This is a genomic window from Arthrobacter sp. Z1-9, assembly GCF_054792695.1.
This window is the reverse complement of sequence record NZ_CP096456.1, coordinates 187392-210789: the sequence shown is the minus strand read 5'-3', so window position 1 is coordinate 210789 and position 23398 is coordinate 187392. Positions and strand designations below refer to the sequence as shown.

Here is a 23398-nt window from a genome sequence, read left to right as displayed (position 1 = left end):
TCTGCAAAACATTTCGGATTCTGCTTGTTCCCGCGGGTTTCGACTGCCATGATGGTCCGGTGCCCCCTACCCTCACTATTGACCCCGGGACCAATACCCCGTCCGGGCAGATCCAAATCGACCTTCCGCGCCCCCAGAAGGGCGGGCACACACAGCACCTGCTCACCACGCTTTTCGGAGAAATCTGGCGGCGGAACGACCAATGGCTGCCCTCCCTGGTAATTCAGGAACTGGCGCTGGATTTGGACCTCACCCGGTCAGCCACCTCCACCGGCCTGAGCCGGCTCTCCGGCCGCGGGGTCCTGGAGCAGTCCAGCGCCGGACGCCGTTCCTTCTATCGGGTAACCCAGGCCGCGCGGGAACGGCTCGACATCGGCTTCGAGAAGATAGCCTCATTCGGAGCCCCCGGTCCGGGATGGAATGGGCGCTGGACTGTCGTCGCCTTCAGCATTCCGGAGAGCGACCGTGCCCTCCGCGAAGTTTTCCGCGCACGCCTTAAATGGCTCGGCTTCGCACCCCTTTATGGTGCCCTCTGGGTTTCACCGCACGGCAACACCCGGGAAATTGAAACCGCCTGCAACTCGTTTGGAATCACGGATTTCATGGTTTGCCACGTCGACGAGACCACCCGACTGGGGAAGGATCCCGTGACGGCGTGGGACCTCGAAGAAGCGGCCGCGCCATATCTTCCGTTCATTAATGAGTACTCACCCTGGCTGGAGCGGGTGGACGCGGGAATTTCGCCGAGGGAAGCCTTCGCCACGCGGATCGCGCTGGTGAACCAATGGCGCACCTTCCCGTGGAATGACCCCGACCTGCCGGCGGAACTGCTCCCGAACGACTGGCCGCTGCCCGCAGCCCGGCAGTTGTTCGTATCCCTGTATGACGCCCTGCTTCCAGGAACGCGCGCCCACGTCGAAACGCGCCTCCGCGCAGTGGACCCCGACCTCGTCCCGGCAATCCGAGTAGCATCCATTCCCCTGGACCAGCCATCCCATACCGCCTACTCGACGACGTAGAAATGCAGGTGCACAGCGTCCGGGTGCCTCTCCCCCGTGCCCACGATAATCCGCGAACCCAGCCACGCCCACCGTCCGGTGGAGACCATGCGCGGCGTACACCGGAAATAGATCAGCTCCGGAGCAACGACCTCTCCGCGGACCAGGCGGGCAACATCCTCCGCAGCTCCGGAACGTAGACCAAAGTTAGTGACGTAGACACGCTCGCCATCTTCGGTTTCGATGACGTACTTTGCCTCCAGTTCGGTCAGCGTCTCTGACTTCAGCAATTGGAAGTCGGCCCCAGCCGGCAGTACCGTACCCCTCAGTTCCGGGCCTTCAACCGTCCCGCCTATTATCGGGATAATCCGCCGGAAGCCGTCGGGCGTTTCCCCGACCTCGATCGGCGGGCCGACTTTGACTTTCACGGAAGCGAGATAAGACAGGGTGGGTCCCACAGGCATGATCATGGGCGTGCCTGAGAGTGCCACAGCGCTTTGCGCAGAAGGTTCTTAAGCTGGCCCGCTTCGCTTTCGGCAAGTCCTGCCAGTGCTTCAAGTTCTGCACTACGCGCTGCCGCCCCCGCTTTGACAGTGAGCATATGCCCCTCATGCGTACTGGTGACTGTCTTGGCGCGCCGGTCCTGCTTACCGGGAGTACGCTGCACCAACCCTCGTTTCTCCAACTCGTCAACCAACATGACTATCTGACTGGGGTCCAGACTCAAAAAGTCCGCCAATTCACGTTGCGTAGGCTCCAAGCCGCTGTCGGCCAGGAGCAGGACCGAGTAGGAGCGCTCCTTGAGACCAAAGTCCGCCAGCGCCCGGTTGTTTATCACCGTACTGGCAGCGTGCAACTTCGCGAGTAGAAAACCCAGGTCCTTAGTAATCGATGCGGCGACCAATTTTTCGACCGGTTCCACCTGTTGTTCATCCTGCATTCCAGCGACCATGCCCACTCCAATAAGTGAAAAAAGATGGGTGACCTCATGTGTAACCAACCTCCTGACTCAGTACACCTACGAAACCCTTTCCGCGTCAGGCCGGTGCCCCTTCTTGGCGCGCTGGATTTGTTCATAGACGTGGTGCCGCAGTTCTGCGAACCGAGGTGAGGAGCGCGTCTCGAGTTGGTCCCGCTCGTCGGGTAGGTCGATGACGATGTCCTCCTGAACCACGGTTGGGGAGCTGGAGAGGATGATGACCCGCTCGCCTAGGTAAACGGACTCATCGATGTCGTGGGTGACGAACAGGACGGTCATGCCGAGGTCCTTCCAAAGTCGGCGTACCAAGTCCTCCAGATCCGCGCGGGTCTGCGCGTCGACGGCCGCGAAGGGTTCGTCCATGAGCAGGACCTCGGGCTGATAGGCCACGGCGCGGGCGATCGCGACGCGCTGTTGCATGCCGCCGGAGAGCTGCCACGGGTAGGACTTCGGCACGTGGGATAGGCCCACGGCTTCGAGTGCATCGTCGACCCGGCGTCGGCGCTCAACCTTCGGCACCCCTGCGTTTTTCAGCGGCAATTCCACATTGTCCGCGATGCGCAGCCAAGGGAATAATGACCGGCCGTACTCCTGGAACACCACAGCCATCTTCTTTGGCGGGCCGGTGATTCGCTGCCCGTCCAGCATGACTTCACCCTCGGTGGCGGCAAGTAGCCCTGCGATGCACTTCAGCAAAGTGGTCTTGCCGGACCCGGAGGGCCCGACGAGGCACGCGAGCTCGCCGCGGGCGAGATCGAACGTCAGATTCCGAACCGCCTCGATATCGCCGCCGTCGGTGTGGTAGACCTTCTTCAGCCCGCGCACGCTCAGCAGCGCCTGCCCCAGGGGCAGGGTCCGGCCCGCCGGTGCAGGGTGCGCCCCCGATGTTGCCGACCCTGCGGGCTGGGAGATGAGGTCTTGGGCGACAAGCGTCGCGTGGGCCCCGGTGGTGCCGGTCCGTGGGCCCACCGCGCCTTTGGTGTCCTGAGTGTCAAACTGCATTTTCTACCTCTTTAAGGCCGTGGTACCAGCGCAAAACGCGCCGCTCGCACCATTGGAAGATGAAGGACATAACCACACCGATGAGGCCTAGGACCACAATGCCGGACCACATCTCGGGAATTGCGAAGGACCTCTGAAACTGCACGATCGTAAAGCCCAACCCGGACGAGGACGCGAACATTTCGGAAATGACCATCAGGATTAGACCAATCGATAGGCACTGCCGGATGCCGGCCATGATCGTCGGCGCCGCGGAGGGCAGCACCTGGTACCGGATCCGGCTCAGACCGGAAATTCCATAGGACCTCGAGGTCTCGTTCTGCACCGAATCGATCGAACGCACGCCTTCGATGGTGTTCAGCAGCACCGGCCAGATGCAGCCGGATACGATTACCGCGATCTTCATGCCGTCGTTGATGCCGACCAGTAGCATCAGCACCGGTACCAGGACCGGCGGCGGCAGGGCGCGGAAGAATTCGAAGACCGGTTCCGTTGCGGCGCGGATGGTGCGATTCAGGCCAACCAACAGGCCCGCCATAACCCCTAGTACGACCGCAGCGAGCACCCCTGCAACCAGCCGGCCGATCGAGGGCAGCACATCTGAGGTGATTCGGCCTTCCAACCATGTCGGCCCGAACGTCTTGCCCAGCTGCCCGGGCGTCGGAACGAAAAAGTTCGGCTCCCCTGATGTACCTATCCACCAGGCAGTGAACAGGATTAGTGGGAGTGCGGTCGTGTATCCGATGGTCTTGATGGTTTTCATAGAACGATCTCTCCCCGGACAGATGGATGCCAGTTCAGCACCCTCTTTTCGATTTGGCGCATGACCAGGTTAATGACCAAGCCCAGCAGCCCTGTGGCCACGATCAGTGCGTACATACCGGAGATAGCACCACCGGACTGCGCCAACGCAATCTCACGGCCGAGGCCCGGCGCACCGATGATCAGCTCGGCCGTGATGGCCAGGACCAGGGCCACGGACGCCGCCAGACGAATGCCAGTCATCAAGTACGGGAGCACGGTCGGGAACACCACGTCCTTGACCAACTGCATTCGGGAGAATCCGTAGGACTTGGCGGTCTGCATCGCGACCTGATCCACATCAGCGACCCCGTAGAGAACCTGAATCAGCACTTGCCAAAAGCACGCGTAGAGGATCAGCATCAAGGAGGACTCGATCTTGACGCCAAAAAGCAGCACCGCCAGGGGAATCAGCGCCACGGATGGAATCGGCCGAAGGAACTCGATGATGGAGTTGGTAAACCGGCGCAGGAAACCACTCATGCCAATTACCAGTCCCAGCACGCCTCCGGCGGCGACTGCCAACACAAGGCCGATACCCCACGCCAGCAGCGTCTCACCGACGGCCTCCCAAAAGCCTGCCAACCCAAAGTCACGGCCCAAAGCGATGAGCACCTCGGATGCGGGGGGAAGGTAGCGGGCCTGAACGATCCCGAGGACTGGCATGAACTCCCAGATCGCCAGGAAGGCGATGACGCCGATGAGTCCCAGCATGGACGTGGATGTGCCGCGAGACTTTTTTCGTGCGGGCCCCGGGCTGCTGGTGAGTGTCCCGGGTGTTGCCTCAACGACGCCTGGCGCGGACATCAGGAAAGCAACTTCTCAAGAACGACGTCAGTGTTGAGCATGCCGTATCTCTTCACTGACTTGGCCAGGTTTTTTCTAGCATCGTGGCCGCACTCGATGCGGTTCCGGGTTAGGACGGTCTTCGAATGTGTGGGGTACCTCATGAGTGATTTCCTTGCTCGCCGTGCGTCGAATCAGCGCTCTCGTTGACGACGGTGTCTTTTGTGTTGAAGCTGAAAGCGGAGGGATGCCCAACGATGCAGAGCGCGAGGGCATCCCCAGTGCGGTCCGGACGGCTACTTGATGAGAATCGCGTCCAGGTCCGGTTCCTTACCGACGTATTCGTACTTCGTCATGAGCGTGCCGAACTCCTTGAGCTGGTCGGTACGGATCCCCGCGGAAAACTCCTCCATGTTGAGGGAGTCAGCGGCTGGCTGGGGGATCTTGAGGTAAGCCGCCAGCGATTTCCGAACCCCGGCGTCGTCGGACTTGACGGCGTCCATCGATTCGCCCAGCGCGGTCTTGAAGGCGGCAATCGCTTCTGGATTGTCCGCAGCGTACTTGCCAGACGTGAACGCGACCATGGTGGGCAGGCCGGGAATCAGTTCCTGGTAGTTGTAGCCCAGTAGCTTGTTGTTGGTGTCCGCCAGGGCTGTGGCGACGAACGGCTCCGTCACCCAGGCGGCGTCGATATTGCCGCGTTCGAGCTGAGCAGGGGCATCCGGGAACGCGACCTCTGCAAACTTGACGGCCTTGGGGTCTCCACCGTCGCGTGCGACAGATTCCTTGATGGTTAGATCACCCATGGAGTTGACCGCGTTGACGGAGACCGACTTGCCCTCCAGATCCTTCCAGGAGTTGATGCCCGAGTCCTTTTTGACGATCACCGCGGTGACATCCTTGCCCTCGGCCTTGGCGTTCGAGAAGCCGGAGACAAACTTCATGTCCAGTCCCTTATCCACGGCCACGAAGACGGCCAAAGGATTCCCGATGCCGATGTTGATGCTGTTTGTAGACACAGCCGGAAGCATCGCGCCACCGGACGACGCGGTCTGGAACTCGACGTCCAGACCGTTCTTCTCGAAGATGCCCTTGTCAACGCCGTACTGGATGGCAGAGACCGGAGCGATCGGCAGCACACCCACCACAACTTTTGTCAGTTCGCCAGCGACTTTCTCCTCCGGCGACGCGGTGCTGCCGGAGGGCGACCCTTGCCCGCAACCGGTCAGGGCTAGGCCCACGACCGCCGTGCCCGCCAACATCCTACCGAGGTGTCTTCTCATGCTTCACTCCTTTGTGATGGGGACCGTCTGTCGGTCTTCCACTGCGGCTTGTGATCGATGCCACATCTGGAAACAATGTAACTTCAATAGTTGAGAAAATCAACACTATGCAGCTTGAGTTCATTGAAGCTGGCGCCCCTGGCCATGACGGCCGTGTCCGCGTTGCTCCTTCAGTACCTTGCCCATGGCGCGGAACAAGGTGGAACGTCCACGAGTGAATAATTGTCATATTCAACGAACCCTAGGGGGGTGGCGGCACTGACGAACGGTCTCCCCCAAGACTGCACACCCGCACCTGCACTGATCCCGCCTGCAGCGAAGCTGCGGTTGACGCCACGAGAGCTAGGCACTGCACCTCCTGGAACAGGCGAGCGAAGGTGGTGCGCCGTCAGGCGTAGCGTTTGTGGCGCACGAAGAATCGAGACCTGAGGAGTCCGCGCAGGGGACATAGCCCCAGTCAGCCCTTTGGGCGCGGTTGCTTTTGGGTGGCGCTTGTCACACCTTATTCTTGATAAGATCAATGGTTTCATTGGTTGCGCCGCCGGAAAAGGACACGTCTTGCCTCTACAGCCCGAATCCCCCAACGCAGTTTCTCCCGGTGACGGCTTGACGGCGAGCGACCTTTCCCGTGAGGTTGAGTTCCTTTTGGCTAAAGCAAGTGGAGTGTGCTCAGAGAGAGCGAATCTATTGCTCCGCGACTACGACCTCAAAGTACGTTCCTACTCGGTCCTATCTTTGGCGTGCAGCAACTCCAGTCCCTCCCAGCGCGAGCTTGCTGAATTTCTTCGCTTGGACCCCAGTCAGATAGTCGCTTTAGTAGACGATCTTGAGCGCCGGGGCGCCGTGGTGCGGCAGCCGGATCCTCAGGACCGGCGCTCTAACGTCATCGTTGCCACGGACGAGGGGCGCCGCATTTTTGATCAGGCCGCTGCAGCCACTCGCGAAGCGCGGCGAATGTCCCTCTCGGCGCTGAGTGATACGGAGATCGATGCGCTGCGCACCCTGCTCCGAAGAATCGCGTTGCACTAGGTGAACCGTTGACCGACATCAGTTCATTACCCTGACCCGGCCTTTCCCGGTGGGTCTGGATGCGCCTCCTAATGCTTAGAGTCAGAGTCTGGCTCTGAGGACGGTCGCGCCGGGGTAGGTGGGGGCGGTTTTTCATGTCGGGTGGCAATGTCCTCGCCATTGCCCAGGGCCGGACAATTCCATGACCAGCCGGTTCGTCCCGCCAAGATGATTGACATTTTCAATTATACGTACTTACATGTAACTACGAAAGCATCCCATCTGAACGAGGATGCACAGCAAGCGAGCAAAGGAGCAGCCATGAGCCTGTCAGGAAAAGTAGCGATCGTCACCGGAAGCGGACGCGGCCTCGGGCTTGCCTACGCCCGGGAACTCGCACGCCAGGGCGCCGCCGTCGTCGTCAATGACGTTGACGCGGCAGTCGCCGAGGAGGCCGTGGCGCTGATCGCATCCGAGGGTGGCCGGGCGGTTTCCGTCGTCGCGCCAGTGGGCACTACGGACGTTGCCAAGCAGCTCGTGCAGAAAGCCGTGGCGGCGTTCGGCCGGCTGGACATCCTGGTCACCAACGCCGGGATCCTGCGGGACAAGAGCCTGCTGAAGATGACCGATGAGGACTTCGACGCCGTGATTAACGTGCACCTGAAAGGCACGTTCACGTGTGTCCGTGAAGCGTTCGGCTACTTCAAGGAAAACGGCATTGCCGGCCGGATCATCACCATCGGCTCCCCCACGGGCCAGCGCGGCAACTTCGGCCAAACCAATTACGCCGCGGCCAAGGCAGGCATCGTAGGCATGGTCCGTACCTGGGCCCTGGAAATGAAAAAGGCCGGAGTCACCGTCAACACGGTCATCCCCGTCGCCGCCACCGCCATGACCAGAACCGTCCCGTACTTCCAGAAGGCCGTCGAGGCCGATGACCGCGGCGAGGCAATGCCCTCCTTCTTCCGCCACGACCTCGGCTTCGGAACGGCCGGCGACGTCGCGGGCCTGATTGCTTTCCTCGCCTCCGATGACGCTGCCGGCATCACCGGCCAAGCCATCGGCGCCGGCGGGGACCGGCTGCAGGTCTGGACTCACCCAACGGCGGCCACCACGGAATACCGCGACGGCGGCTGGAGCTACGAAGCCCTCCAGGAAAATGCTGCCACCCTCTTCAGCAAGGAGACGCTCCAGAGCTTCGGCGAGGATTTCCTCCCGCTGCCCGCCGCGCTGCAGCCCGAGCCTGCCGTTGCCCGCTGAAGATCCGCGAAGGAATTCGATATGCGCTACGAACCCGGCATCGACGCCTCGAAGATCGAGGCGGTCGACATGCACGTCCACCTGGAAGTGGACAGCTGCGGGCACGGCTCCCTCCCGCCTGCGCTCACGGAAGCGTCCGCCAAGTACTTTCAGGCTGAGGACCGTACACCCTCCCTGGACCGCATCGCGGAGGTGTACCGGGAACTGAACATGGCCGCTGTCGTCTTCACGGTGGACGCCCGCACCCAGCTCAAGCACGAACCGAACAGCATCCCCGAATTGATCGCCGGAGCCGCGCGGAACAACGATGTGTTGATTCCGTTCGGCAGCGTCGATCCGCGCACCGGAACCGACGCGATCCAGGGCGCGAAGCACCAGGCCATCGATCTCGGTGCCCGCGGCTTCAAGTTCCACCCCTCCCTGCAGGGCTTCGACCCCTCCAGCGAACGGTTCTACCCCCTGTGGGAAACCCTGCAGGAACTCGGGCTGCCCGCCATCTTCCACACCGGCCAGAACGGCATGGGGGCCGGGCTGCCCGGCGGGTTCGGCATCAAGCTGGCCTACTCGAACCCCCTGCTGCTGGACGCCGTCGCTGCAGACTTCCCTGGCCTGCAGATCATCATGGCCCACCCCTCGGTGCCTTGGCAGGACGAGGCCAACTCGATCGCCACGCATAAGGCCAACGTGTTTATCGACCTCTCCGGCTGGTCACCCAAGTACTTCCCCGAGTCCCTGGTGAAGGCCTCCAACTCCGTACTGCAGGACAAGGTGCTCTTCGGCACGGACTTCCCGCTGATCACGCCCCAGAAGTGGCTCGGAGCGTTCGCGGACCTGCCCCTCAAGGATGAGGTCCGCCCGAAGATCCTCAAAGACAATGCTGTCCGCCTGCTCGGACTGCCGGCCTAAGAGATGACACCCAATCCTCAACTCACCATTGAGACGGCGCAAGGTGTCCGCCTCTACAGCGTGTGCGACTATTTCGATGCCGAGTCACTCCTGACGGACACTGAGCGGCAGGTGTTGGGAAGGCTGCGGGAATTCCTGGATCGGGAAGCGCAGCCGCTGCTTGCCGACTACTGGGAACAGGGCGAGTTCCCCGAGCCTCTCGTGCAGCCACTGATTGATCTGGATGAACCTGCTGAGCTCACGGACGACGGGGGCGCGCGGGGAATTTACCACGGCTTCCGAAACTTCGAACTTGCCCGCACGGACGCCTCACTTGCCACCTGGTACAACGCCCAGTCCGGGCTCTTCCGCACGGCCATCCGCGTGGGCGCATCGCCTGAGCAGCAGGCCGAGTGGACGCCGAAGGTCATCGATTTTTCACTCAAGGGCGTCTTCTCGCTCACCGAGCCCGAACACGGTTCGGACATCGCCGGCGGACTATCCACCACCGCCCGCAGGGTGGGAGACTCGTGGGTCCTGGACGGTGCGAAGCGCTGGATCGGGGGTGCCGCCACGGCGGACGTCCTGGCGGTGTTTGCCCGTGACGTCGCGGACGGAGAAGTAAAGGCATTCCTGGTGGACCGCGGGGCCGACGGTGTGACGCTGGAAAAGATCCACGGAAAGACGTCGTTGCGGATAATGCAGAACGCGCACATCACGCTTGAAGGCGTCCGCGTTCCTGAGGCGATGCGGCTGCACAACGTCAACTCCTTCCGCGACGTCGCCGCCATGCTCCGGGCCATGCGCTCCGACGTGGCCTGGATTGCGACGGGAATCCAGGCCGGGGCGTTCGAGGCTGCACTCCGATACGTCAAGGAGCGCCAGCAGTTCGGCCGCCCACTGGGATCCTTCCAGCTGGTCCAGGAGAAACTGGCCCGAATGCTCGCCAACGTCACCTCAGCGCTGTCCCTGGTAGTCCGGCTGACCGAACAGCAGGCCAAGGGCATCTACCGCGACCAAGACTCCGCCCTGGCCAAAATGCAGACATCACTTCTGATGCGCGACACCGTTGCCTTGGCCCGCGAAATGGTGGGCGGCAACGGCATCACCCTGGAGACGGATGTGGCAAGGTTCCACGCCGACGCCGAGGCCGTCTACTCCTATGAAGGCACCCACGACATCAATGCCCTGATCATCGGCCGCGCCCTCACCGGCGAAAGCGCCTTCACCCGCTGACCTCAATCCCGCAGTCCTCCCGGCGGCACGGCCGCCGGACTTTTCCCTATCAATCCAACAGGAGACTCAAATGCCTAACCTCGTCGTCGACTTCGACAAACTGCTCACCCTCGCCGGAACCCACCTCGGCGCGACCGAATACCGCGAAATCACCCAGGAACAGATCAACAAGTTCGCCGACGCGACAGGGGATGACCAGTGGATCCACGTTGACCCCGAACGCGCCAAGGACGGACCCTTCGGTGCCCCCATCGCGCACGGTTTCCTCACCCTTTCCCTCATCATCCCCTTCTGGGGCGAGCTGTTTGACGTAGACGGCGTAACAACCAAGGTGAACTACGGCCTGGACAAAGTCCGCTTCACGTCCCCCGTGAAGGTGGGCTCCCGCATCCGCATGCAGGCCACCATCGCTGAAGTAACCGAAGTCAAGGGCGGCGCCCAGATCAAAGTGGCCAACACCATCGAAATCGAAGGACAGGAACGCCCCGCCGTAGTAGCCGAATTCCTCGCCCGCTTCTACAAGTAAACAAACCCCGGCCGTTGCGGGGCCTCGACGTCGAGGCCCCGCCCATCCCAGTCGCACACCTCTGCTGAGCAAAGATGTCCCACATATCGCAGCTTCAGGCCATGGACCCGGCAAGCCGGCGCAAGGAGGCACGCACCGTCATCGCCGCCAGCTACTTGGGCAGCACCCCCGTCATCGTGGCCCAGATCTTCAAGGACTCTGGCGGGAACACGAACTCCGTGGTCCTATATCTGGCCGCCATGTCCGTAATTGCAATCCTGTTCATCCTGCTGACCAGGGACCCAAAACAACGACCTCCAGACCGTACGGCTCTAACAAGCCCAGACCACCTCTAGAAAGGACCCGCCGTGGAGAACTTCGGCATCGGCTCATGGCTGCAACGGCGTCGCCCCAAATCAGGAACCAAAGCGGCCCTGATCTCCGGGGACAGCGAACTCACCTACGAGGAATTCGCAGAACGCGCCACCCGGCTGGCCAACGCCCTCCGCGACCGCGGTGTGGCTAAAGGGGACAGGGTGGCCTACCTCGGTGAAAACCACCCTGCTTTCCTGGAGACACTCTTCGCCTGCGGCCTCCTGGGAGCCATCTTCGTTCCGCTCAACACGCGGCTCGCGCCACCGGAAATCCGGTACCAGCTCCAAGACAGTGACGCCGTGGCTCTGGTACACGCCCGAAGCCTGACCGTCCTTGCCCGCCGTGGTGCAACAAATACGCACGTGCGACTACTCAGCACAGTGAACGATTCCGCTCCGCCTACCAGCGAGGCAGATGAAGTTGCTGGCCAGCTGCCAAGTGAAGAGTTCGACGAACTCGTGTCCTCCGGATCCCTTCAATTCCTCGACGAGTCTGTGGGCCTGGACGACGGGGCAATGATCCTGTACACCTCCGGTACCACCGGGCGCCCCAAAGGTGCCCTGCTCACCCACGGAAACCTCACCTGGAACTGCATCAACGTCATCGTGGACTTCGACTTCTCCTCGAACGACGTGGCGCTGATGATTTCACCGATGTTCCACGTCGCCTCACTGAGCATGGGCGTGCTCCCCACTCTCCTCAAAGGCGGCACCATCATCCTCGAATCAAGGTTTGACCCCAACCGGGTCCTTGCCCTGATCGAGCAGTACAGAGTTACGACCATGAGCGGGGTCCCGACCACCTACCAGCTCATCTGCGAACACCCCGCATGGGCAACGGCAGACCTCAGTTCGCTGAACAAACTCACTTGCGGAGGGTCCGCCATCCCGTTGCGGGTACTCGACGCGTACGAAGCCCGAGGCCTCCAGATCGGCACCGGCTACGGCATGACCGAAACCGCCCCCGGCGCAACGGTCCTCCCGGCAACAAGATCACGGGACAAGGCCGGCTCGTGCGGGCTTCAGCACTTCTTCACCGATGTCCGGATCGCTGATCCTCTGGGTGAGCCCGTCCAGCAAGGAACCGTCGGGGAAATCCACATCAAGGGCCCCAACGTCATACACGGATACTGGAACCGCCCCGATGCCACCGAAGAGTCATACGCCCCCGGCAAATGGTTCAAATCCGGGGATATGGGATTCCAGGACCAAGAGGGCTTCTACTTCGTCGCGGACAGGATCAAGGACATGATCATCTCCGGCGGAGAGAACATCTACCCGGCAGAAGTAGAGCAAGCCATCACTGAGCTGGACGCCGTCGGCAGTGTCGCGGTAATCGGGGTGCCGGACGACAAATGGGGAGAAGTGCCACGAGCGGTCATCCAGCTGCGCGACGGAGCACAATTGACCGAAGAACAGGTCAAGGCCCACCTGGACGGCAGACTGGCACGCTACAAGATCCCGAAATCTGTTGTGTTTGTCAACGAAATGCCACGGACCGCCAGCGGCAAGATCCGCAAAACTAACCTCCGCCAACACCTCGAAAGCTACGTAAACCCACCCGTCGCCAGCTCCACGTCCTGACGTAGTCCGGTTGTCTGCTCTCTCGATACCCGCCTCCAACCAGCTGAATTAACCGGCAGTATGGGCTGATCAAAGAGCGGGCCAACCAGAGGACCGTCAGTTTCAATTACCCCCAACCTGGCAAATGCCTCCTTGCCTAGACTGCAGAAGCAGTGGGAATTAGATCTCCGCTCCACCGTGAAGAAGAATGCTGCCACCGCCCACAGCCGGGGACAATTCTCATAGGTGATCCACCGCTACCGCTGCCAGGGAGCTACCCCAACGGCTCCCACTTCCAGCCCTGGATAACCCGAATTGACCCCAGTCATGGACGGATCAAAGTGCCCATCAGTTCCGGCCGGGTGATCAGCAAGCGCGGGTTTGTTCGGCTGAGGCAGGTTGACGGAAGCCCATTATCGCCTCACGGGCGTTCGAGTAGGACGAGTAGAAACAGGTGAGAGAACTCGTCTCAACGTGTTTTCGCGCGTCCAGCAAATCATCCGCGACGGGGGGGTAGGTGCGGGCTCGATAGCAGTCAGGTGAGCGAGAGAGTTAGTCCAGTTCCTGCCACTGCCCGGTCGCCGCAGACCCGAAAATCGCTGTGATGATCTTCATGGTCGTTGCTGCTGTCTCGATTGGCCATGTGGGCACGTCCTCGCCGAGGAGGTAGCGGGAGAATCGTTCCCCCTGCAGCGTGTATTGGTTTACCGGCTCGAAGGTGAAGGAACTTGTCTCGAATCCGCCGATACTGGTCGCATCGCCGATGAGAACGTGGCACTCGTGGGGTACTGCCTGGGCGAGTGGGAAGTCCATGCGCAGCCACCCGGTGGACCCGAGCACGGACAACAGCTGATGGGTCCCGCGGCCCGCCGGGCCCGCTTGGGTGGAGACGGTGATCGTCGCGTGGGCGCCGCCGTAGTCAAGGATGGCGGTCGACAGCCGATCGATTCTCATCTCAGGATCACGGTCAATTGTGGCGATGACCCTGATTGGTTCCCGCCCGAACACCATCGAGCACGCACTAATGACGTAGCCGCCCAGATCGTAAAGCGCCCCGCCGCCGAGCTCGAGTTTGTTGCGGATGTCGTTTGGGTCAAGGAACTGCATCGCCATCGTGACCTGCATCCCTCGCACGTCACCGATCGTGCCCGCCTCGAGGATTTCGGCCGTGCGTTGCCATTGCGGATGGTTCCGAAAGACGAATGCCTCCTCGATGTGCAGGCCTGTTCGATTTCGAACCTCCGTGAGGCGTTTGATCTCGGCGAGTGACAAACTGAGCGGCTTTTCGCACAGCACATGCTTGCCGGCCTCCATTGCTTTCACAGCCCACTCGCAATGCAGGTGGTTGGGCAAGGGGAGGTAGACGGCATCGATGTCCGGGTCCGCCAGCAGCTGTTCATAGGAGCCGTAAGCGGTCGGAATGCCCAGTTCGGCACACACAACGGCTGCCTTCTCGGCACTTCGCGAAGCCAGTGCAGTCAACTCAACACTTCGCGCCTGCTTCATTGCAGGCAGGGCGCGGTAACGCGCGATTGAGGCGCCACCGATCACACCCCAACGGATTTTCTCCATGGCATCTCCTTGGCTCGGTCAACACGAATTGAGATGGCGAGACCCCTCGCCGTGGCCGTGGTACCGAAGCGAGGTTCTGCATGACTTATTCACGACTTGGGATGTCAGCGGGATCGTATCCGCCGTCGAAATGCAGGTGGGTTAGGGCCCAATCGCCCGCAAGTTGTTGCACGCAACGTCCCGTTGCGCTTGGTGCCTCGACGTCGCTGTGGGGCGACGACATTCCGGCGCAGCATCTGGCTCCGTTGGGTCATGCCAGTTCCGCGAGCCTCGCGGCCATTGCCTGCAGCGCCAGGTCGTAGCCGAATACGCCCGCCCCGCAGATGACGACGTCTGCCACGGTGGAGACCAGCGAGCGGTCGTAGAGGCCGCCGCGCTGGTGGATCTGGGTCACGTGGATTTCCACGATGGGCCGTTGGATGATCTTGAGCGCGTCGAGCAAAGGAATTGAGCGGAATGACAGCCCGGCCGGGTTGATCACGACCGCCGCTTCTTCCTCGTAGGCCTGATGCAGCCAGTCGATCAACTGGTACTCGGCATTGCTCTGCTCAAACATGATGTCCAGCCCGAGTTCGGCTCCCCGTTCCCGGCAGTGCTTTTCGACCTCCGGGAGCGTGACGCTCCCGTAAAGGTGCGGTTCGCGCTTGCCCAGCATGTTCAGGTTCGGCCCGTTCAGTACGTACACAGCATTTGTCACGGCAACACTTTCCCTAGGAAGTAGGCACGGTTAGGGACTTGGACTAGGCGCTGACGGCGCATTCACCCCGCATCAGCCAAGTGAATGCGCCGCGTCTTCCACTGGACAACGCTCAGGAAGCACTCTTCGCCGGGGCTTTCTTTCCGAGATCGTTGAGGGGTGTCTTGTAGGTTTCCCGCATGAAGGCCGCCGCGACCGCTGCGATCAGTGCCGCAGCGCAGGCAAAGACAGCCACTGGCACCCAGGACTGCAGGCCCTCTCCGGCGAGTGTCGCAGCGATCGCCGGGGCGAAGCCGCCCAGGGCAAAACCGAATTGGGTTCCAACCGCCACTCCGGACATCCGCACCCGTGTGGAGAATTGCTCGTTGAAGATCGCGAACGCTGTACCCGCATAGCAGGCATAGCAAATCACCACCATCAGGATGCTGGTGATGAACAGCAGGGGCACGTTCTTTTGATTGATCGACCAGAGGAACGGCCACACCATGATCGCAACCCCGATCATGCCGATGACGTACACCGGCTTGCGGCCGACCTTGTCCGAGAGCAAACCCATTACCGGAATGGTGAACAAAGCCAGGAAATTGATCAGGATCGCCAACCAGAGGAACATGCTGCGCGACATGCCCTGTCCCGTCACGCCATAAGTCAGCGCGAATTGGCCGAAAATTGTGCTGTTCACCGACGCCAACGCGGCAAAGACGATCAGCAGGACACTTCCCGTGTAAACCTTGAACAGCACCTTCAGGGGCGCCTTCGGGACCTCGCCATGCTCCTTCTCTTCAGTGAACACGGGGCTCTCGTGCAGGCTCTTTCGAATCCACCAACCCACGGCAACCACCACCACGCTGAGCAGGAACGGGATCCGCCAACCCCAGGTGAACAGTTGCTCATCCGGCAGTGTTGCCACCACCAGGAACGCCAGGCTCGCGAGGATGTTACCGGCCTGTGTACCTGCCAGGGTAAAGCTCGAGTAAAAGGCCCGACGATTCGCCGGCGCATGCTCCAGCGCTGTGGAGCTGGCACTGGACTGCTCACCCGACACGGCCAGACCCTGCATAATCCGGCAAATCAGCAACAGGACCGGAGCCCAAATTCCGATCTGATCGTAGGTGGGCAGGATCCCGATGGCGAACGTCGCACCACCCATACCGAACAAGGTGATCGTCAGTACCCGTTTACGACCTATGGTGTCGCCCAGATGTCCAAATATGAACGACCCGATGGGACGCGCCACGTAAGCGACACCAAACGTCGCAAGCGATGCGATCGTCGCGGTGGTGGGATTCTCCGCCGGGAAGAACAGCCTCGGAAAGATCAACGCGGCGGCTGTGCCGTAAATAAAAAAATCGTAGTATTCCAAGGCGCTGCCGATCCAGCCGGAAACAGCAGCCTTTCGAGGGGTTTTGACCATCTGAGAACCGTGAGGTTCGACCACGATGTCGCTCATGTCATTCTCCATTCTGTGATGCAACCGCAGCCCCGGGTTGGGGTGCGTCTGTATTGGTTCAGGTTGGTGATTAAGTGCTGAATTGTGCTGCCGAAGCGACTACCGTGCGGCTCCGCGTTGGACTTTCCGCCAGGACGATGCAAGTTCGCTCCATAGAAGCGTGGTATCAGGGCATGGTCCGGGACGGCCAGAAATTTACGCCGATCTCACCTGGGTTGGGCAACAATCCCTATTTGGGGGGTCGTTCATGCCTAGTCAAAAAGAAACTGCCAGCCAACACGCGGATGCAACCGGAATTCAGCCACGTACGTCTCCAGGGGTCGCGGAGTACGCCAACGTGTACAGGTGCCCCTCGGCTCCGGGAGACGCCCCCATGGCCTGCCAAGCCCTAGCCTCCAGATCGCCGCACTGTAAGGATTCCAAGGCAGCGAGGTCATAGCCGCAAACGACAAGCACCCAATCAGCGAACCGGTCCGCGTTGCCGCGGATGCGCTGCTCCGTTGTGGGCGCAATATCAGGTGTTTGATGCCGAAGCAGATGGAGCCCGACCAGCCCCGGCCTCGTCCGGATATCAGCGCCCAGCCGGCGCAACGCCGCCTGGAGGTGCTCGGATTGCCCAGGAGATGGAGAGAACCGGATGGTCAGTGTGTGATGCGCGGTCACGGCCCCCTCGCTTTCGAGCACATGGCACTGGCTCCGCACCATGTTCCGGTGATGGGGCATCAGCCGCGTTGACCACGGTGTCGGCGAATTGAGGTGGGCGGCATAGGCTTGCGACGCAAGCACCTCATGGCCATCGAGCTCGTACATAACGAACATGCCCTCTCCCCCGTCGGTACTGGTCCATCGGGTTGCGCGGCGGAACCCCGGGATGGCGAGGCGTTCCGGGAAGTGCTCGTGGGCATGCCAATCCTCGAAATCCGCGCGCACTGCCGGGCCCATGTCCCACCACATCGCCAATACTGCCTCACCGAGAACTGGCACTGTTCTCTACCTCCACATCCCATTGGAAGGGAAATCTGCATCGACCAGTGCGGTCTTGGGTACACGGCGCTTATCCACTGGTTGATCCGCAGCAATGAATGGTTGGGACGGTTGGCACGAGTAGCCAGGCAAAGTATGGCCTGCTACTTTCGCGATATCACTACCGACGGCGCAAAGATCGCAGCCGAAGTCGGTGTCGACGTCATATACCTGATCACTCCGCAGCCACTCCGGAGGTGCAGCGCGCCGGGTAACTACACCTAGTGCCCGGCTTGACCTCACTCCTGAACATTCCTTCACATGAAAAGGAACCGGGCCGAAACTGGCGGCGATTCCACCAAAGTGTGAGGCGATCGAGGGTGGGTGCGTTAAGGACGGCATCTTCATATCAATGCTCTCCAGTAGGTGATGCGCAGTGTGGGTTTTGAGGGCCAGGAACGAGAGCGTGGGGAGGGGCCTGCGGTCTGTACTTGCCGTTAGGGTCTGCAGCTTGACTTGCCTGGCGTAAAATATATTTTCGATATACTGAGCTGTCAAGGGGTATCTTGTAAAGGTGTTAGCAATGAAGTCAAATACGGCGTACGAACGGGCGAGACGTGATGTCATCACAGGGGTCATCCCGGCCAACGAAGCTATGGATGAAACAGCCCTAGGCCTACGGTACGGGCTGGGCCGCACGCCGATTCGCGAGGCCCTGAAGCAATTACGCAACGACCAGTTAATTATTTGGCCAGACAGGCGCTCCCCGTACGTACCAGAAATCGGTGTAGAGCAAGTGAAGGCCCTATATGAGGCGCGGTCCATTTTCGAAACACAAATCGCAGCCCTTGCGGCCCAGCGTGCCACGGAGGAGACAGATGCCCACCTGGACCGGCTGGTGGCCGAGGAGGCACGGTTGGTCGAACAGAACCTCGCCTATGAAGCAGTGGAGGTGGATCTGCTCTTCCACCAGGGTATTGCCGAGGCAACGGGCAACCCGTTTCTGGTGGATGCGTCAACGAGGATTAACGTCTCGGCGCTACGCATCTGGTACAAAATGATTGTGTCGGTGGAGATGATCGCACAGGAGCACGCCGATGTGGTGGCCGCTCTTCGCCGCCGTGATGTGGAACAGTCAGTTGCAGCAGTTCAGCGACACATCACAAATTCTTACCAGCGGTATATCCATATGACCACTCGTACGGACCTGATGGATGCAGCAGTCGACCGTGTATCCGGCTAGCTCACCAACGAAGCGTCCCGCCACGGGACTCAGGTATGGAACAGCGAGACGTGACCCGGCATCTGAGCGATATGAACTGCATGCAGAATTACGTTTGTCAGTGCCGCACTCGAACCGTCTGGATCTGCCGCTTTCCCGAGTAGGACTAAAGGAGCATGACCGCACATGTCCCAGAGCGACTCAAACACGTTGGATCCCACCCAAAGCTGACTCACGGTTCCTTTGCCCGGTCCTCCGATCAACGGGAATTGATCCACGTCTGAACCCGAAGTCGGGTCCGCCCGCTCACAGCCGGGGACAATTCGCATAGGTTATCCACGCTACTGCTGCCAGAATGCTATCCCGACGGCCCCCGCTCGGTGGGGGCCTCTTAGCGGGAAAACCAGTCCCCCTGCCAGCCGGACCCGGACGACTGGCGTTTCGAGTAACGCGCGCTGCGTGGACAGTGCATTGGGAAAGAACTTGGTCGTGCCCCAGGACGTGGAAGCCGCCGCCCATTCCTTGCACCATTCGTGTTGATCACCTTGAAGAGAATCTTCTGTAATCGACGTCAAGCTCACCGTGCAACAGACTATAAATCTAGTTAGCGTGACGCAGCCAGTGCGCGATCTTCATACCCCCAGATGCGGCTTTTCGACCAGGAGAACCCAAGGGCCAATAGGGCTATAACTTGATGCCTCCGCACCTGGAAGCAACCTTCATCGGTCACAGGGACGATGGGACCTCCCTACAGGATCCAGCCGGCACGAAACTGTGCGCCGCCACGATCGGTATCGCGGCCAGCGAGGAAAAGAACCCCAGTACCTCGAGTGCCTTAGCACGGTCCTCCGACGTCGTCGCGACGGCGCCCGCAAAAACTGTGTCGATGGCGCAGTCTGGCGGCAGTACTCCGAGGACGCGAATGCCGGGCTGTCCCACCAGCTCGCTGAGCTGCTGGAACCCGAGCTCCACATCGCCCTGGGCGAGCAAGCGGGCAACCGGAATGCCCGGACGTGCCTGGACCATGCGTTGCTCGAGCTCTTCGCCAAGGCCCCAGTCTTCGATCATCTTCATGAGTGCGACGCCACTGGGGCCGGTCGAGTAGCCGATGCGAGCGGCATGTTGCAGAGCGGCGCGAAGGCCGGCGGCCTCGGGGAACGCGCGTGTTCTTTCGTGGGTAGCAGGCGCATTCGACATAGATGGAACGGCCACCGCGACCTGCGACAGCATGAGTGGCGTCAGCGATTCCGCAATGACATGCCCGTCTTCGGCGAGCCGCCGAAGCGCATCCAGGGCAAGGAACACCAACTCGAACTGCTCGCCTTCGCTCACGCGTCTGGCGGCATCCACGCCACCGACGGACTCGAGGTCAACGCACGGCAAACCGGAAGCTACGGCGGCCTCCGCTAGATCGGTGAGAACGTTGCGGGTAGCCATCGATGAAATCGCTCTCATGCGGCATCCTCGAAGGTCTCGGCGTCAACCTCGCGTGCTGCGGCTGCTGCATAGCGCTGGCCCGATACCGTGGAGGTTCCAATAAGGTCACCCGCGCGGTTGAGCAGCTCGGCATCAATCAAGAGGCTTGCAGCCGCCTGATTTTCGCGGAGGTGATCCAAGCGGGTCGTTCCCGGGATCGGTACTACATGCTCACCCCGCGAGAGCACCCACGCGAGTGCGAGCTGCCCAGCAGTGCAGCCGGCCTCCGCTGCCAAGGCCCGCCATTGGGGCAGCAGGGTCGCATTCGCCGGCCAATGCTCGGGTTGAAAGCGCGGCATTCCCCGCCGGATGTCCTTGGGCGCGAACTCTTCTGGGGAGTCGAAGCCATCACTGAGGAAACCCCTCGCGAGGGGCGAGAACGCCACCAGCGCGACCCCGCCCACGCGGGTCGCCTCAAGCATGCCAAGCTCGGGGTTGCGGCTCCACAGCGAATACTCGTTCTGCACCGCGGCGATTGGAGCTTCAGCCTGGGCCTCCCGCAGGCGCTGGACGGACACTTCGGAGAGTCCGATGGCACCTATCTTGCCGGCGGCCACCATCTCAGCAAGCGCACCAACGCTCTCCTGGATGGGCACCTCCCGGTCCCACCGGTGCAGGTAGTACAGGTCGATGTGGTCGACGCCGAGACGCCCGAGCGAGGCGTCAACCTGGGCGCGCAGCGTCTCAGGACGTCCATCGATCTTCTTGACGCCGTCGACCATTGCCATGCCGCACTTGCTGGCCAGCAGCACTTCGTCGCGGCGCCCGGCTATCGCCTGCCCCACCAGCTTCTCGTTGAGGCCGCCACCGTAGAGCGTGGCGGTATCGAGCATGCGTACGCCTTCGTCGAGCGCCGACCGCAGGAACGCCAGACCGTCCTCGACCGAGGGAGGGAACCCATAGGCGTGGCTCAACGACATGCAGCCGAGGCCGATTTTCGGCAGGATCACGCTAGCTGCTCCTCGAGCGCACCGAGCACCCGGTAGCAGTCTATGACCTGGCGGATCGAGGAATTCGGCTCGCGGCCCTCCCGGATCGCATTGACGAACTCGCGGTCCTGCAACTCGATGCCGTTCATGCTGACCGCCACCTTCGACACGTCGATTTGCTCGTCCTTGCCATTGAACAAATCGTCGTAGCGCGCAACGTAGGTGGCTGTGTCGCCGATATAGCGGAAGAAGGTTCCGAAGGGGCCTTCGTTGTTGAACGACAGAGACAGGGTGCAGATCGCCCCGGTCTCACTCTTGAGCTGGATCGACATGTCCATGGCGATGCCGAGCTCGGGATGGACCGGGCCTTGGATGGCGTTCGCTTGGACGATCCTGCCGGCTTGGTAGGCGAACAGGTCCACCGTGTGGGCGGCGTGGTGCCACAGCAGGTGATCGGTCCATGAGCGGGCCTCACCCTTGGCGTTCGTGTTGGTGCGGCGGAAGAAGTACGTCTGCACGTCCATCTGCTGCACATTGAATTCACCCGCGGCAATCCGGTTGTGCACGAACTGATGGGAGGGGTTGAAACGCCGGGTATGGCCGACCATCGCGACGCGATTCGACGCCTCGGCGGCAGCCAAAGTCGCCTCGGCCTCCGTAAGGGAGTCGGCGAGGGGGATCTCGACCTGCACATGCTTGCCGGCCTTGAGCACCGCCTGGGTCTGCGAGGCGTGCAGCTGCGTCGGCGTTGCAAGGATGACTGCGTCGACGTCGTCACGCTCGAGCACTGCATCGAAACCGACCACCGCGTTCGGCACGCCGTACTTTGACGCGACCGCCGCCGCCTTCTCCCGCGTTGTGCCCGTGACGACTGTAACCTCGGCGTCCGGAATCTCGGCGAGGCCATCGAGATGCTTCATGCCGAAGGCACCCGTGGCGCCGACGACCGCTATGCGGACCTTCTCACTGCTCATTTTGTATCTCCTTGATGGGTCAGCTGTTCAGGACCGGTGCCGGTGTGGCGTTCCGGGCTGTCTGAACGACGGATGGAGTGTCGGATAACGCCTGGGTGGTGCTCTCACCGCGCTTCCCTGCGCCCTGCACATCGGCCGCGACAGGGTTAGAGATGACCAAGTGCCCGACGGCCGTGTTTGACGCCGGCACGTGGTAGAACCGGTGGTCGATTGAGGGGGCCTCGCCACCGAACTGGTCATCCATTGCGCCGCGCGCGATCAGCCAGTCTACAAGCTCGATGCCTTCGGAGCCCGCCTCGTCGACGTACTCCATATGCTGCCACTCGGTCAGGCCCAGCGGATCGGCGATGAGGTGGTCGAGGAACGCGTTGTCCCACTCCTTATTGATAAGGCCAGCCCGCGGACCCTGCAGCTGGTGGCTCATGCCGCCAGTGCCCCAGATCTGAACATTGAGCTCCGGGCCGTCCCACTTGTCCAGGGCGCGGCGCAGGGCCTTGCCGAGTTCGTAGCAGCGGCGGCCAGAAGGCACCGGGTACTGCACCACGTTGACAGCCAACGGGATGACCTTGCACGGCCACTCCTTGACGTCGCCGTATACGAGCGACAGCGGCACCGTGAGACCGTGGTCCACGACCATCTCGTTGACGAGGGTGAGGTCGAAGTCGTCCTGGATGACCGACTGAGCGATGTGCGCGGCGAACTCCGGGTAGCCCTTGACCGTCGGAACCGGGCGGGGCCCGTAGCCCTCGTCGGCGACAGGGTACTCGCTCCCGGTGCCGAGCACGAACGTAGGGATGATGGAGGAGTCGAACGCGGTCGCGTGGTCGTTGTAGACGAGGATGACGACGTCCGGGGTGTTCTCCTTAGCCCACTTGCGGGTCCATTCGTAGCCGTCGAAGACCTTCTTCCAGTACGGCTCCTCGGTCTTGCCGAGGTCCATCGCGGCACCAATGGCAGGGACATGCGAGGTGAACAGCGCCGAGGTGTACTTCGCCGGGGGGTTCTCGCGCGCCGTCGCGGACTTTTGGCTCGGCATCGGAGGCGCCCAGCCGTCGAGGTCTTTGGCGCGGTTGCCTTCTGCGCGGCGCCCGCCCTCGATCATCATGTCGCGGTAGGCGGCCTCTGACATGCCTGTCATCGAGCCGGCCATCTGCTGGAAGCTCAAGCCATGGGTAGCGCCGATCTTGCTCAGGAAGTAGATGTTGCCGCCCTCTGCGATCATGGCGTTGAGGTCCATGTCGAGCACGGCTTGGCGTTGCTTCGGCGAGAGGGGCCACTCGTCGAGGTAGCCTTCGCGGTTGGCAAGGTAACGCTGGCGGTTCTCGGGCTTCATCAGGGACATCGAGAACTGGTTAAGGTGGTATCCCTTGCGGGCCATGTCGGCATCGAAGATGGTCGTGCCGGGAACCTGGTTGTAAGGCTTGTCGAGCGTCAT

23 protein-coding genes are annotated in these 23398 nt (G+C 61.5%); 9 read left to right on the top strand and 14 right to left on the bottom strand.

Annotated elements, in window-relative coordinates:
• Positions 1 to 59 precede the first annotated feature (59 nt).
• The gene (locus tag M1D93_RS01005; RefSeq protein ID WP_461173350.1) at positions 60 to 1019 is read left to right on the top strand and encodes a PaaX family transcriptional regulator; all 960 of its coding nucleotides are present in this window, start codon (positions 60 to 62) and stop codon (positions 1017 to 1019) included.
• Here M1D93_RS01005 and M1D93_RS01000 read toward each other — a convergent pair.
• The 6 genes from M1D93_RS01000 to M1D93_RS00975 all read right to left on the bottom strand — a co-directional run bounded on the left by M1D93_RS01000 (position 1004) and on the right by M1D93_RS00975 (position 5849).
• Complete coding sequence (locus M1D93_RS01000) at positions 1004 to 1468, bottom strand: DUF3237 domain-containing protein (protein WP_461173349.1); 465 nt, start codon at positions 1466 to 1468, stop codon at positions 1004 to 1006. The two genes, M1D93_RS01005 and M1D93_RS01000, sit on opposite strands and share 16 nt — an antisense overlap.
• Entirely contained in the window at positions 1465 to 1950 is a 486-nt protein-coding gene (locus tag M1D93_RS00995) for a MarR family winged helix-turn-helix transcriptional regulator (RefSeq protein ID WP_461173348.1), read from the bottom strand. Before M1D93_RS00995 ends, M1D93_RS01000 begins: the two co-directional genes overlap by 4 nt.
• 66 nt (positions 1951 to 2016) lie before the next feature.
• The gene (locus M1D93_RS00990) at positions 2017 to 2811 is read right to left on the bottom strand and encodes an ABC transporter ATP-binding protein (RefSeq protein ID WP_461175082.1); all 795 of its coding nucleotides are present in this window, start codon (positions 2809 to 2811) and stop codon (positions 2017 to 2019) included.
• A gap of 157 nt (positions 2812 to 2968) precedes the next feature.
• On the bottom strand, positions 2969 to 3742 hold the full coding sequence (locus tag M1D93_RS00985; RefSeq protein ID WP_461173347.1) for an ABC transporter permease: 774 nt from the start codon (positions 3740 to 3742) through the stop codon (positions 2969 to 2971).
• On the bottom strand, positions 3739 to 4494 hold the full coding sequence (locus tag M1D93_RS00980) for an ABC transporter permease (protein WP_461173346.1): 756 nt from the start codon (positions 4492 to 4494) through the stop codon (positions 3739 to 3741). The genes M1D93_RS00985 and M1D93_RS00980 overlap by 4 nt, the downstream gene beginning before the upstream one ends.
• 368 nt (positions 4495 to 4862) lie before the next feature.
• A complete protein-coding gene (locus M1D93_RS00975) occupies positions 4863 to 5849 on the bottom strand; it encodes an ABC transporter substrate-binding protein (RefSeq protein ID WP_461173345.1) in 987 nt (328 codons plus the stop codon).
• A gap of 492 nt (positions 5850 to 6341) precedes the next feature.
• Between M1D93_RS00975 and M1D93_RS00970 the strand changes: the two genes are divergently transcribed.
• The 7 genes from M1D93_RS00970 to M1D93_RS00940 all read left to right on the top strand — a co-directional run bounded on the left by M1D93_RS00970 (position 6342) and on the right by M1D93_RS00940 (position 12701).
• Positions 6342 to 6878 carry a MarR family winged helix-turn-helix transcriptional regulator gene (locus tag M1D93_RS00970; protein WP_461173344.1) on the top strand — a complete coding sequence of 179 codons (537 nt, stop codon included), beginning with the start codon at positions 6342 to 6344 and terminating at the stop codon, positions 6876 to 6878.
• Positions 6879 to 7178: 300 nt separating this feature from the next.
• A complete protein-coding gene (locus tag M1D93_RS00965; RefSeq protein ID WP_461173343.1) occupies positions 7179 to 8117 on the top strand; it encodes an SDR family NAD(P)-dependent oxidoreductase in 939 nt (312 codons plus the stop codon).
• 21 nt (positions 8118 to 8138) lie between these two features.
• Positions 8139 to 9023 carry an amidohydrolase family protein gene (locus M1D93_RS00960; RefSeq protein WP_461173342.1) on the top strand — a complete coding sequence of 295 codons (885 nt, stop codon included), beginning with the start codon at positions 8139 to 8141 and terminating at the stop codon, positions 9021 to 9023.
• 3 nt (positions 9024 to 9026) lie between these two features.
• The gene (locus tag M1D93_RS00955; protein ID WP_461173341.1) at positions 9027 to 10238 is read left to right on the top strand and encodes an acyl-CoA dehydrogenase family protein; all 1212 of its coding nucleotides are present in this window, start codon (positions 9027 to 9029) and stop codon (positions 10236 to 10238) included.
• 70 nt (positions 10239 to 10308) lie between these two features.
• Positions 10309 to 10764: a MaoC family dehydratase gene (locus tag M1D93_RS00950; protein ID WP_461173340.1), complete on the top strand. Its 456-nt coding sequence runs from the start codon at positions 10309 to 10311 to the stop codon at positions 10762 to 10764.
• 101 nt (positions 10765 to 10865) lie between these two features.
• On the top strand, positions 10866 to 11099 hold the full coding sequence (locus tag M1D93_RS00945) for a hypothetical protein (RefSeq protein WP_461173339.1): 234 nt from the start codon (positions 10866 to 10868) through the stop codon (positions 11097 to 11099).
• A 12-nt stretch (positions 11100 to 11111) separates the two neighbouring features.
• Positions 11112 to 12701 carry an acyl-CoA synthetase gene (locus M1D93_RS00940; protein ID WP_461173338.1) on the top strand — a complete coding sequence of 530 codons (1590 nt, stop codon included), beginning with the start codon at positions 11112 to 11114 and terminating at the stop codon, positions 12699 to 12701.
• A gap of 531 nt (positions 12702 to 13232) precedes the next feature.
• Here M1D93_RS00940 and M1D93_RS00935 read toward each other — a convergent pair.
• The 4 genes from M1D93_RS00935 to M1D93_RS00920 all read right to left on the bottom strand — a co-directional run bounded on the left by M1D93_RS00935 (position 13233) and on the right by M1D93_RS00920 (position 17383).
• Positions 13233 to 14252: a Gfo/Idh/MocA family protein gene (locus tag M1D93_RS00935; RefSeq protein WP_461173337.1), complete on the bottom strand. Its 1020-nt coding sequence runs from the start codon at positions 14250 to 14252 to the stop codon at positions 13233 to 13235.
• 250 nt (positions 14253 to 14502) lie between these two features.
• Positions 14503 to 14949 (bottom strand): type II 3-dehydroquinate dehydratase, encoded by a 447-nt coding sequence (locus tag M1D93_RS00930; RefSeq protein ID WP_461173336.1) that lies wholly within the window; start codon positions 14947 to 14949, stop codon positions 14503 to 14505.
• A gap of 112 nt (positions 14950 to 15061) precedes the next feature.
• Entirely contained in the window at positions 15062 to 16399 is a 1338-nt protein-coding gene (locus M1D93_RS00925) for an MFS transporter (protein WP_461173335.1), read from the bottom strand.
• Between the two features lie 297 nt (positions 16400 to 16696).
• On the bottom strand, positions 16697 to 17383 hold the full coding sequence (locus tag M1D93_RS00920; protein WP_461173334.1) for a hypothetical protein: 687 nt from the start codon (positions 17381 to 17383) through the stop codon (positions 16697 to 16699).
• Positions 17384 to 17945: 562 nt separating this feature from the next.
• On the opposite strand from M1D93_RS00920, the gene M1D93_RS00915 reads away from it, so the two are divergent.
• Complete coding sequence (locus M1D93_RS00915) at positions 17946 to 18605, top strand: GntR family transcriptional regulator (protein ID WP_461173333.1); 660 nt, start codon at positions 17946 to 17948, stop codon at positions 18603 to 18605.
• A gap of 705 nt (positions 18606 to 19310) precedes the next feature.
• Here M1D93_RS00915 and M1D93_RS00910 read toward each other — a convergent pair.
• The 4 genes from M1D93_RS00910 to M1D93_RS00895 are packed head-to-tail and all read right to left on the bottom strand — an operon-like array spanning position 19311 to position 23398.
• Positions 19311 to 20039, bottom strand: a complete 729-nt coding sequence (locus tag M1D93_RS00910) for a substrate-binding domain-containing protein (RefSeq protein ID WP_461173332.1) — start codon at positions 20037 to 20039, stop codon at positions 19311 to 19313.
• On the bottom strand, positions 20036 to 20980 hold the full coding sequence (locus M1D93_RS00905) for an aldo/keto reductase (protein ID WP_461175081.1): 945 nt from the start codon (positions 20978 to 20980) through the stop codon (positions 20036 to 20038). Before M1D93_RS00905 ends, M1D93_RS00910 begins: the two co-directional genes overlap by 4 nt.
• A 26-nt stretch (positions 20981 to 21006) precedes the next feature.
• On the bottom strand, positions 21007 to 21963 hold the full coding sequence (locus M1D93_RS00900; RefSeq protein WP_461173331.1) for a Gfo/Idh/MocA family oxidoreductase: 957 nt from the start codon (positions 21961 to 21963) through the stop codon (positions 21007 to 21009).
• A gap of 19 nt (positions 21964 to 21982) precedes the next feature.
• Entirely contained in the window at positions 21983 to 23398 is a 1416-nt protein-coding gene (locus M1D93_RS00895) for a protocatechuate 4,5-dioxygenase subunit alpha/beta (RefSeq protein ID WP_461173330.1), read from the bottom strand.

Bases quoted from the DNA above. Each gene is read 5' to 3' on its own strand.
- M1D93_RS01000 (WP_461173349.1), bottom strand. From the start codon at position 1,468: ATGATCATGCCTGTGGGACCCACCCTGTCTTATCTCGCTTCCGTGAAA.
- M1D93_RS00995 (WP_461173348.1), bottom strand. From the start codon at position 1,950: ATGGTCGCTGGAATGCAGGATGAACAACAGGTGGAACCGGTCGAAAAA.
- M1D93_RS00985 (WP_461173347.1), bottom strand. From the start codon at position 3,742: ATGAAAACCATCAAGACCATCGGATACACGACCGCACTCCCACTAATC.
- M1D93_RS00980 (WP_461173346.1), bottom strand. From the start codon at position 4,494: ATGCTGGGACTCATCGGCGTCATCGCCTTCCTGGCGATCTGGGAGTTC.
- M1D93_RS00975 (WP_461173345.1), bottom strand. From the start codon at position 5,849: ATGAGAAGACACCTCGGTAGGATGTTGGCGGGCACGGCGGTCGTGGGC.
- M1D93_RS00965 (WP_461173343.1), top strand. From the start codon at position 7,179: ATGAGCCTGTCAGGAAAAGTAGCGATCGTCACCGGAAGCGGACGCGGC.
- M1D93_RS00960 (WP_461173342.1), top strand. From the start codon at position 8,139: ATGCGCTACGAACCCGGCATCGACGCCTCGAAGATCGAGGCGGTCGAC.
- M1D93_RS00955 (WP_461173341.1), top strand. From the start codon at position 9,027: ATGACACCCAATCCTCAACTCACCATTGAGACGGCGCAAGGTGTCCGC.
- M1D93_RS00950 (WP_461173340.1), top strand. From the start codon at position 10,309: ATGCCTAACCTCGTCGTCGACTTCGACAAACTGCTCACCCTCGCCGGA.
- M1D93_RS00945 (WP_461173339.1), top strand. From the start codon at position 10,866: ATGGACCCGGCAAGCCGGCGCAAGGAGGCACGCACCGTCATCGCCGCC.
- M1D93_RS00935 (WP_461173337.1), bottom strand. From the start codon at position 14,252: ATGGAGAAAATCCGTTGGGGTGTGATCGGTGGCGCCTCAATCGCGCGT.
- M1D93_RS00925 (WP_461173335.1), bottom strand. From the start codon at position 16,399: ATGAGCGACATCGTGGTCGAACCTCACGGTTCTCAGATGGTCAAAACC.
- M1D93_RS00915 (WP_461173333.1), top strand. From the start codon at position 17,946: ATGAAGTCAAATACGGCGTACGAACGGGCGAGACGTGATGTCATCACA.
- M1D93_RS00910 (WP_461173332.1), bottom strand. From the start codon at position 20,039: ATGAGAGCGATTTCATCGATGGCTACCCGCAACGTTCTCACCGATCTA.
- M1D93_RS00905 (WP_461175081.1), bottom strand. From the start codon at position 20,980: ATGTCGTTGAGCCACGCCTATGGGTTCCCTCCCTCGGTCGAGGACGGT.
- M1D93_RS00900 (WP_461173331.1), bottom strand. From the start codon at position 21,963: ATGAGCAGTGAGAAGGTCCGCATAGCGGTCGTCGGCGCCACGGGTGCC.
- M1D93_RS00895 (WP_461173330.1), bottom strand. From the start codon at position 23,398: ATGACGCTCGACAAGCCTTACAACCAGGTTCCCGGCACGACCATCTTC.